This window comes from Kitasatospora sp. NPDC023118, assembly GCF_055560875.1.
Genome location: NZ_JBVHHW010000020.1, coordinates 144822 through 154854, shown reverse-complemented (window position 1 = coordinate 154854; position 10033 = coordinate 144822). Strand labels below are relative to the sequence as shown.

Annotated in this window: 2 protein-coding genes (1 of these 2 running past the window's edge); both read right to left on the bottom strand. The window is 76.8% G+C overall.

Annotated elements, in window-relative coordinates; genetic code table 11:
• Nucleotides 1-1871, bottom strand: a 1871-nt coding sequence (locus ACZ3UD_RS25545) for a type I polyketide synthase (protein WP_465592052.1), incomplete at its 3' end; no start/stop codon positions are given.
• A 10-nt stretch (nucleotides 1872-1881) separates the two neighbouring features.
• On the bottom strand, nucleotides 1882-10033 hold the final stretch of the coding sequence (locus ACZ3UD_RS25540) for a type I polyketide synthase (protein ID WP_465592067.1). Its footprint extends 19832 nt past the window's final position; the window shows 8152 of its 27984 coding nt (coding positions 19833-27984); its start codon lies beyond the right edge, outside the window — the gene reads right to left on this strand; its stop codon occupies nucleotides 1882-1884.

Sequence of the window (10033 nt, the reverse complement as noted above, 5' to 3'; positions counted from 1 at the left end):
GCCACGAACTCCGGCTCCAGACCGAGAGATTCGACAAGCCGGAACAGCGCCACCTCCACCGCGAACAACCCGGCCTGGGCGAACTCCGTCCGGCTCAGCAACTCCGCATCCGAACCCCACACCACCTCACGCAAGGGCACGTCCATCGCCGCACACACCGCGTCGAACGCCTCCGCGAACACCGGGAACCGGGCATACAACTCCCGCCCCATCCCCAACCGCTGCGACCCCTGCCCCGAGAACAGGAACGCCGTCGACCGCTCCCCCGCCACCCCACGGGCAACCTCGGCCCCGTCCACCAACACCGCCCGGTGCGCGAACCGCGAACGCCCCGCCAACGACAGCCCGACGTCCACCGGCGAACCCCCGACCCCGGCAAGCCGCCCCAGCTGCGCGCTCAGCGCGGCCTCCGACTTCGCCGAGACCACCCACGGCACCACGCCCGGCGCCACAGTAGGCTCGACAGTCGGGTCCGCGTCCTCCTCCACCGCCTCCTCGACGATCACGTGCGCGTTCGTCCCGCTGATCCCGAACGAGGACACCCCGGCCCGTCGCGGCCGCTCGCCCCCCGGCCACTCGCGCGCCTCCGCCAGCAGCCGCACCGAGCCCGCCGACCAGTCCACGCGCGAGGACGGCGTGTCCGCGTGCAGCGTCTTCGGCAGCACGCCCGCCCGCATCGCCTGCACCATCTTGATCACGCCCGCGACCCCGGCGGCCGCCTGGGCGTGCCCGAAGTTGGACTTGATCGAGCCCAACCACAGCGGCCGGCCGTCCTCCCGCCCCTGCCCGTAGGTGGCGAGCAGGGCCTGGGCCTCGATCGGGTCGCCGAGCGGCGTGCCCGTCCCGTGGCCCTCGACGGCATCGACGTCGGCGGCCGACAGCCCGGCGTTGGCCAGCGCCTGACGGATCACCCGCTGCTGGGACGGGCCGTTGGGCGCGGTGAAGCCGTTGGACGCGCCGTCCTGGTTCACCGCCGAGCCCCGCACGACCGCGAGGACGCGGTGCCCGTTGCGGCGGGCGTCCGACAGCCGCTCCAGCACCAGCACGCCGACACCCTCGGCCCAGCCCGTCCCGTCCGCGCCCTCCGCGAACGCCTTGCAGCGCCCGTCCGAGGCCAGTCCGCCCTGCCGGGAGAACTCCATCAGGGAGCCGGGCGTCGCCATCACGTTGACGCCGCCCGCGACGGCCAGCGTGCACTCGCCGGCCCGCAGCGCCTGGACCGCCCAGTGCAGGGCGACCAGCGAGGACGAGCAGGCGGTGTCGACCGTCACCGCCGGACCCTCCAGCCCGAGGGTGTAGGAGAGGCGGCCGGAGAGGGCCGAGGCGGCGATGCCGGTGCCGATGTCGCCGGTCGCGTCGGCCAGGGAGCGCACCAGCAGGTACGCGTAGTCCTGGCCGTTGGTGCCGAGGAACACGCCGGTCCGCGAGCCGCGCAACGCCGTCGGGTCGATGCCCGCCCGCTCGAAGGCCTCCCACGACGTCTCCAGCAGCAGGCGCTGCTGAGGGTCGGTGGAGACGGCCTCGCGCGGCGAGATGCCGAAGAAGTCGGCGTCGAAGCCGGATACCGAGTCGAGGAAGCCGCCACGCCGCGAGACGCGGGTGCCGCGCTCGTCGACGCCGGCGTCCGCCAGGGCGCCGAGGTCCCAGCCGCGGTCGGCCGGGTAGCCGCCGGTGGCATCGGTGCCGCCCGCCACGAGGTCCCAGAGGTCCTCGGGCGAGGCGACGCCGCCGGGGTAGCGGCAGCCCATGCCGATGACGGCGACGGGTTCGGCGGCCGCGGCCAGGAGCTGGCGGTTCTGCTTGCGTAGCCGTTCGGTCTCCTTCATCGAGGACCGGAGAGCGGCGACTACCTTGTCGTGGGGCGTGGTCATGGCTGCTCCGTCAGTCCTGGGCGTGGTCGGGGTCGTTGCGCAGGGCGGCCTGCACCAGGTCGTCCAGGTCCATCGCGTCGATGGCGTCGGTGTCCTCGTCCTCCGGGGCGGCCGCGCCGTCGGCGAGCCTCAGCAGCGCGTCCAGGACGCCGCTGCGCCGCAGGCGGTCCAGCGGGACGGACTCGACGAGCGCCCGCAGGCGGGCGCGCTCGGGGTCCGCGCCGTCCGCTCCGGCCGCGCCGTCGCCCTCGAAGAGCAGGCCCAGCAGGTGCTCGGCGAGTTCGGTCGGGCTCGGGTGGTCGAAGACCAGCGTCGGGGACAGGTCCAGGCCGGTGGCGGCGCCGAGCCGGTTGCGCAGCTCGATCGCGCCGAGCGAGTCGAACCCGAGGTCGCGGAAGGCCTTCTCGGGGCCGACGGCCTCGATGCCGGGCAGTCCGAGCACCTCGGCCGCGCGGCCGCGCACCAGCCCGAGGAGGGCGGCGCAGCGGCGGGCCGGGCTGAGCGCGGCCAGTTCGGCGCGCAGCTCGCGGCCGTCGGCGTTGTCCCCGCCGGGGCCCTGCCGGTCCGCGTAGCCGGGGAGTTCGGCGAGCAGCCGGCTCGGGCGGACGGCGGTGAAGGCGCGGACGAAGCGCTCCGGGTCGACGTCGGCGACCAGCGTGGTCGGCGCGGTGTCGAGGACGGCCCGGCGCAGCGCGGCGACCGCGACGGCCGGGTCGAGCGGCCGGATACCGGTGCGGCGGGCGGCCTCGCCGGCCCGGGCGTCGGCGGCCATGCCGCCGCCGGCCCAGGCGCCCCAGGAGAGGGAGGTGGCGGCGAGGCCGTCGGCGCGGCGGCGTTCGGCGAGGGCGTCGAGGACGGCGTTGGCTGCCGCGTAGTTGCCCTGGCCGGGGTTGCCGACGGCCGCGGAGGCGGAGGAGAACAGGGCGAAGACGGCGAGGTCGTGGTCCCTGGTCAGCTCGTCGAGCAGGAGGGCCGAAGTGGCCTTGGCGCGGTAGACGTCCTCGAAGCGGTCGGGGGTGAGGCCGTCGATGACGCCGTCGTCGAGCACGCCGGCGGCGTGGACGACGGCCGTCAGCGGGTGTTCGGCGGGCACGGCGGCCAGGACGGCGGCGAGCGCCTCCCGGTCGGCCGCGTCGCAGGCCGCGACGGTGACGGCGGCGCCGGTGGCGGCGAGTTCCTCGCGGAGCCCGGCCGCCCCGGGGGCGTCCGGGCCGCGGCGGCTGAGCAGCACGAGGTGCCGGGCCCCGGCGGCGGCGAGGCCGCGGGCGACTTCGGAGCCGAGCGCACCGGTGCCGCCGGTGATCAGGACGGTGCCGGTCGGGTCCCAGTCCGCCCGGTCACCGGCCGCCGTGGAGCCGCCGGGGGTGGCGGCCAGGCGTCGGCCGAGGACCCCGGTGGGCCGGACGGCCAGCTGGTCCTCCCCGTCCGGGTCGGCGAGGACGGCGGCCAGCAGGGCGCCGGTGGGCCGGTCGAGGCTCACGGGCAGGTCGATCAAACCACCCCAGCGCTGCGGGAGTTCGAGCGCGGCGACCCGGCCGAGGCCCCACACGGCAGCCTGGGCCAGGCCCGTGACGCGGTCGCCGGGGGCGGCCGCGACGGCGTCCCGGGTGAGGCACCACAGGGGCGCGCCGATCCGGGCGTCGCCGAGGGCCTGCACCAGGGCGGCGGTGCGGGCGAGCCCGGCGGGGACGCTGCCGTCCGCCGACTCGTCGAGCGCCAGGAGGGACACCACGGCGGTGATCTCCTCGGCCTTGTACGGGAGTTCGGCGAGCTGCTTGGCGAGTCCGGCGCGGTCGGCGTCGGCCTCGACGGTCAGCCGGACCGCGTCTGCGCCGAGTGCGGCGAGGACGGCGTCCGTCCAGGCCGTGTCGCCGTGGCCGGCAGGCACGACGGCGAGCCGAGTGCCGGCCGGAGCCGCGGCGCGGGGCCGGTCGAGCGGCTTCCAGACGATCCGTCGGCGGCGCGCGTCCACGGCGGCCCGCTCCTCGCGCCGGTCGTGCCAGTCGCGCAGCGCCGGGAGCACCTGGGCGAGGGCGTCGCCGTCGACGTCCAGGGTGCCGGCGAGCGCGTCGAAGGACGCGGAGCGCAGCGCCGTCCAGAACTCCCCGTCCGGCGACGCGGCCGAGGCGAACGACTGCTCGGGCCAGTAGCGCTGCCGCTGGAACGGGTAGGTGGGCAGGTCGACCCGGCGGGCGCCGGTGCCGGCGAAGACGGCGGACCAGTCCGGCGCGAGCCCGTCGGTGTGCAGGCGGGCGACGGCGGTGAGCAGGGTCGTGCGCTCGTCGCGGCCGTGGCGCAGCGCGGTGGCGGTGACGACCGGGCGGGCCGGGTCGGCGTCCTCCGCGGTGTTGGCCTGGACGAGGGCGGACAGCACGCCGTCCGGGCCGAGTTCGAGGTGGCGGCGCACGCCGCGGGCGGTGAGGGCGGCGACGCCGTCGGCGAAGCGGACGGCCTCGCGGACGTGGCGCACCCAGTACGCCGCCCCGGTGTCGCCGGTGACGACGCCGCCGGTCAGGTTGGACACGAGCGGGATGCGCGGGGCGGCGTAGGCGATGCCCCGGGCGGTCCGCTCGAAGTCGTCGAGCATGGCGTCCATGTGTACGGAGTGAAACGCATGGCTCACCCGCAAACGCCTAGTCCTGCGTCCGTCGGCGGCGAATCCGGCGGTGACGCGTTCGACGGCGTCCGCGTCTCCGGAGAGGACGACGGCGCGCGGGCCGTTGACGGCGGCGATCGAGACGCCGTCCGTCAGCAGCGGCAGCACCTCCTCCTCCGTCGCCTCGACCGACACCATCGCTCCCCCACCGGGGAGTTCGGACATCAGCCGGGCCCGAGCCGCGACCAGCGCACAGGCGTCCTCCAGCGAGAACACCCCCGCCACATGCGCCGCCGCGATCTCACCGATCGAGTGCCCGACCACGAAATCGGGCCGCAGACCCCACGACTCCACCAACCGGAACAGCGCCACCTCCAACGCGAACAGAGCCGGCTGCGCGTACCCCGTACCGTCCAGCAGCTCAGCCTCCGCCGACCCCTCCTCCGCGAACAGGACCGGGCGCAACGGCCCGGCCAGCCGTCCCTCGAAGCCGGCGAGGACGGTGTCCAGCGCGTCGGCGAACACCGGGTAGGTGGCGTACAGCTCCCGCCCGGCGCCGGGGCGCTGCGAGCCCTGGCCGGGGAAGAGGAAGGCGGTCTTCCCGCCCAGGGCCGAGCCCTGGACGAGCCGCGTCGCGGCCTGGCCGTCGGCGAGGGCGCGCAGGCCCTGCGTCAGCTCGGCGCGGTCGGCGGCGAGCACGGCGGCCCGGTGGTCGAGCAGCGTGCGGGTGGTGGCGAGCGAGTGGCCGAGGTCGCGGACCGTCAGCTCCGGGTGCGCTGCGAGGTGGCCGAGCAGCAGGGCGGCCTGCTCGCGCAGCGCGGCGGGCGTCGCGGCCGAGAGCGGTACGGGCAGCGGCCGGTCGTCCGGGCGCTCCTCGGCCGGCTCGGCCGCGGGCGGCGCCTCGACGATCACGTGGGCGTTGGTGCCGCTCGCACCGAAGGCGGAGACGCCCGCCCGGCGCGGGCGGCCGGTGGCCGGCCACGCGGTCTCCTCGGTGAGGAGCTCGGCGGCGCCGGCCGTCCAGTCGACGTGCGAGGACGGCGTGCCGACGTGCAGCGTGCGCGGCAGCAGGCCGTGCCGCATGGCCAGCACCATCTTGATCACGCCGGCCACGCCGGAAGCGGCCTGGGTGTGGCCCAGGTTGGACTTCAGCGCGCCGATCAGGACGGGCCGTTCGCGGTCCTGCCCGTAGGTGGCGAGGAGCGCCTGGGCCTCGATCGGGTCGCCGAGCCTGGTGCCGGTGCCGTGCGCCTCGACGGCGTCGACCTCCGCGGGCGCCAGGCCCGCGTTGGCCAGGGCGCGCCGGATGACACGCTGCTGGGACGGGCCGTTGGGCGCGGTGATGCCGTTCGACGCGCCGTCCTGGTTGATCGCGGAGCCGCGCAGGACGGCCAGCACGCGGTGGCCCCGGCGCTCGGCGTCCGAGAGCCGCTCGACCACCAGGACGCCGACGCCCTCGGACCACGCGGTGCCCTCGGCGGCATCGGAGAAGGTGCGGCAGCGCCCGTCCGGGGACAGCGCCCCCATCTCGCCGAACTCGACGAAACCGACCGGGCTCGACATCACCGTCACACCGCCCGCCAGGGCCAGCGAGCACTCGCCGGACCGCAGGGCCTGGGCGGCCAGGTGCAGGGCCACCAGCGAGGACGAGCACGCGGTGTCCACGCTGACCGAGGGCCCCTCCAGCCCGAGAGTGTAGGAGAGCCGGCCGGAGAGCAGGCTCGCGGACTGCGCGGTCTCGACGTGGCCGAGCTGGCCGATGGCCGGCCGGTAGTCGCCGCTGCCGCCGCCGATGAAGACGCCGGTGTCGCCGCCGCGCAGGCCCGCCGGGTCGATCCCGGCGCGCTCCAGCGCCTCCCACGCGGTCTCCAGGACGAGCCGCTGCTGGGGGTCGACGACCATCGCCTCGCGCGGGGAGACCCCGAAGAAGGCGGCGTCGAACTCGGCCGCGTCGTACAGGAACCCGCCCTGCTGGGTGACGCTGCGCCCGCGCCCGTCGCGGTCGCCGTGGGCGAGCCGGTCGAGGTCCCAGCCGCGGTCCGCCGGGAAGGGGCCGATCGCGTCGACGCCCTCCCGCAGGAGCCGCCACAGGTCCTCGGGCGAACGGACGCCGCCCGGGTAGCGGCAGCCCATGCCGACGATCACGATCGGGTCGTCGGTGTCGGCGGCGACGGCCGAGCGCTCCACCTCCCGCGCCTCGTCGAAGAGCTCGGCGCGGAGGTGGGCGGCGAGGGCCGCCGGGGTCGGGTAGTCGAACACGAGGGTGGCGGGCAGGCGCAGGCCGGTCGCGATGTTGAGCCGGTTGCGCAGGTCGACGGCGGTCAGCGAATCGAAGCCGAGGTCCTTGAACGGGTGTCCGGACGGCACGTCGTCGGCGCCGGCGTGGCCGAGCACGGCGGCCGACTCGGCCCGGACGATCGCCAGCAGCGCCTCGGTGCGCTCGGCCGCCGACCGCTCGCGCAGACCGGCGCGCAGCGCGTCGGCCCGGCCGGAGGCGCCGGGCGCTTCCTCCGGCTCCGCGGCGACGCGGGCCTCCGGCAGGTCGGCGAAGAGCCGCGTCGGCCGGGCCTCGGCGAAGGCGGGCGCGAACCGCTCCCACGCCACGTCGGCGACGGTGACGGCTGGGCCGTCGAGGGCGGCGGCGAGGGCCGTCAGGGCGCGGTCGGGCGACATCGGCGGCAGCCCGTTGGCCCGCAGGTGCGCGGCCAGGGAGTCGGGCGTGCTGCCCGCCCAGGCGCCCCACGCGACGGCGGTGGCGGCCCGCCCGGTGGCGCGGCGCCCCTGGGCGACGGCGTCGAGGAGCGCACTGGCGGCGGCCTCGTCGGCCCGGCCCTTCACACCCCAGGTGCCGGTGATCGACCCGAACAGCACGTAGCCGTCGAGCTCCCGGTCCGCGAACGCCTGGTCGAGCGCGTCGAGATCGGCGAGTAGCCCGGCGAGGTGGTCGGCGGGCTCTCCGGCCCGGCCCGTGTAGAGGACGGCCGAGAGATCCGGCAGCCCGAGGACGGAGGCGACGGCCTCCGGGTCGCCGGGCGTGCCGGTGACGAGCGTCAGCTCGGCGCCGTACTCGGAGAGCTCGGCTCGCAGCCGGTCGACGGCCTCGCCGTGGACGGCAGTGTCCGCGGCGAGCAGCACCACCTGCCGGGCGCCCGCGTGGGCGAGCCAGCGGGCGGCGGGGGCCGCGTGGCCCTCCGCGTCGCCGACCACCACGACGGTGCCGCGCGGGGTCCACGGGCGCGCGGCGTCGGACGTCGTGGCGCGCACGAGGCGGCGGGCGAAGGCTCCGGCGGGGCGCAGCACCAGCTGGTCCTCGCCGTCCCCGGCCGTCAGCAGGGCGCGCAGGCGGGTCGCCGTGCGGGCGTCGGGGGCCTCGGGGAGGTCGATCAGCCCGCCCCAGCGCTGCGGGTGTTCGAGGGCGGCCACCCGGCCGATGCCCCAGGCGGCCGCCTGCGCGGCGTCCTGCGGGGCCTCGGTGTCGCCGACGGCGACGGCGCCCCGGGTGAGGCACCACAGCGGGGCCTCGACACCCGCCTCGCCGAGGGCGGCGAGCAGGGTGTCCGGCCGGGCGAGCCCGGTGGGCACGCCGCCGGAGGCGGCGAGCAGGGACACCACGCCGGTGATCGGCCCGGCGAGCGGGGCCGGGTCCACAGCGCCGTCCCCGTCGACCGCCACCCGCACGACGTCCGCGCCGAGGCCCGCGAGCACTGCGGACGTCCAGGCGTCGTCGTCCCGGTCGGCCGGGACGAGGGCCAGCCAGGTGCCTGGCAGGGCGTCCGGGCCGGTGGGGGCGGCGTACGGCTTCCAGACCGCGCGGTAGCGCAGCCGGTCGGCGTCCGTCCGCTCGGTCCGGCGGCGGCGCCACGCCGAGAGGGCGGGGAGCAGCGCGCTGAGCGACGTGTCGTCGTCGAGGCCGAGGGCCGTGCCGAGGGCGGCGGTGTCGGCGCGCTCGACGGCGGACCAGAACGCGGCGTCCGCCGGGTCGGTAGCGGCGACGGCCTCGGGTGCGCGCTCGGGCCAGTACAGCTCGCGCTGGAACGGGTAGGTGGGCAGGTCGACCCGGCGGGCGCCGGTGCCGGCGAGCAGGGCGGTCCAGTCGACCGGGACACCCGCGGCGTGCAGGCGGGCGAGGGCGGTGACCAGGGTCCGCTCCTCGGGCCGGTCGCGGCGGCAGGTCGCTTCGGCCACGCGGTCGGGGTCGTCGGCGGAGCGCTGGGCGAGGGCGGCGAGGACGCCGTCCGGGCCCAGCTCCAGGTAGGCGGTGGCGCCCGCCTCTTCGAGCGCCCGGATGCCGTCTGCGAAGCGGACGGTCTCCCGGACGTGGCGCACCCAGTACTCGGGGGTGCACAGATCCGCGCTCGCGTCGCCCGTCAGGTTGGAGACCAGCGGGATCGATGGAGCCGCGTACGCGAGCCCGTCGAGGACGGCCCGGAACTCGTCGAGCATCGGCTCCATCAGCGGCGAGTGGAAGGCGTGCGAGACCCGCAGGCGCGTGGACCGCCGGTCGGCGAAGTGCGCCTCGATCGCCGCGACGGCTTCGGCGGCACCCGAGACCACCACCGACGTCGGCCCGTTCACCGCCGCGACCGAGACGAACTCGCCCAGCAGCGGCAGGACCTCGGCTTCCTCGGCCTCCAGGGCGAGCATCACGCCGCCCTCCGGGAGTGCCTGCATCAGCCGGCCGCGCGCCGCCACCAGCGTGCACGCGTCCTCCAGGGAGAACACCCCGGCCACGTGGGCCGCGGCGATCTCGCCGATCGAGTGTCCGGCTACGAACTCCGGCCGCACGCCCAGGGATTCGACGATCCGGAACAGCGCCACCTCGACCGCGAACAGCGCGGCCTGGGCGTACTCCGTCCGGTTCAGCAGCTCCGCGTCCTCGCCCCACACCACGTCCCGCAGCGGCCGGTCCAGGAGCTGGTCCAGCCGTGCGCAGACGCCGTCGAAGGCCTCGGCGAACACCGGGAAGCGGGCGTACAACTCCTGCCCCATGCCGATCCGTTGCGAGCCCTGCCCGGAGAACAGGAACGCCGTCGAGCGCTCGGCGGCGACGCCGCGCGCGACCTCGGCGCCGTCCAGCAGCACCGCCCGGTGCCCGAGCGAGGCCCGGCCGACGGCCAGCGAGTGGGCGACGTCCAGCGCGGACGGCGCGTCCACGTCGGCGAGCCGCGCGAGCGAGGCGTCCAGCGCGGCCTCCGATTTGGCGGAGACCACCCACGGCGCGGCGGCTGCGGGCAACACCGGACCGGCCGGGTCCGCAGCGGAAGGCGCCTGCTCCAGCAGGACGTGCGCGTTGGTGCCGCTGACGCCGAAGGCGGAGACACCGGCCCGGCGCGGGCGGCCGGTCTGGGGCCAGTCGCGGGCCTCCGTCAGGAGCTCCACGGCGCCGGCCGTCCAGTCGACGTGCCGGGAGGGCGCGTCGACGTGCAGCGACTTCGGCAGCAGACCGTGCCGCATCGCGAGCACCGTCTTGATCACACCGGCGGCGCCGGCGGCGGCCTGGGTGTGGCCCAGGTTGGACTTCACCGAACCGAGCAGGAGCGGCAGTTCGCGCCCCCGCCCGTAGGCG